The following is a 390-nucleotide window of genomic DNA, read 5'->3' as shown; positions in this document are numbered from 1 at the left end:
TCGCTGCCGCAGCTTCGGTGCATGGTTTAGCCCCGTTACATCTTCCGCGCAGGCCGACTCGACCAGTGAGCTATTACGCTTTCTTTAAATGATGGCTGCTTCTAAGCCAACATCCTGGCTGTCTGGGCCTTCCCACATCGTTTCCCACTTAACCATGACTTTGGGACCTTAGCTGGCGGTCTGGGTTGTTTCCCTCTTCACGACGGACGTTAGCACCCGCCGTGTGTCTCCCGTGATAACATTCTTCGGTATTCGCAGTTTGCATCGGGTTGGTAAGTCGGGATGACCCCCTGGCCGAAACAGTGCTCTACCCCCGAAGATGAGTTCACGAGGCGCTACCTAAATAGCTTTCGGGGAGAACCAGCTATCTCCCGGTTTGATTGGCCTTTC

General features: G+C 54.6%; 1 rRNA gene. It reads right to left on the bottom strand.

The window, feature by feature from the left end:
* Positions 1 to 390: ribosomal RNA gene (locus GM30_RS00005) — 23S ribosomal RNA — on the bottom strand; the annotation flags it as partial.

The organism is Trabulsiella odontotermitis, assembly GCF_001188485.1.
GTDB lineage: Bacteria > Pseudomonadota > Gammaproteobacteria > Enterobacterales > Enterobacteriaceae > Trabulsiella > Trabulsiella odontotermitis_A.
The sequence above is the reverse complement of the archived record's forward strand: the minus strand, read 5'-3'. Positions and strand labels throughout refer to the sequence as shown.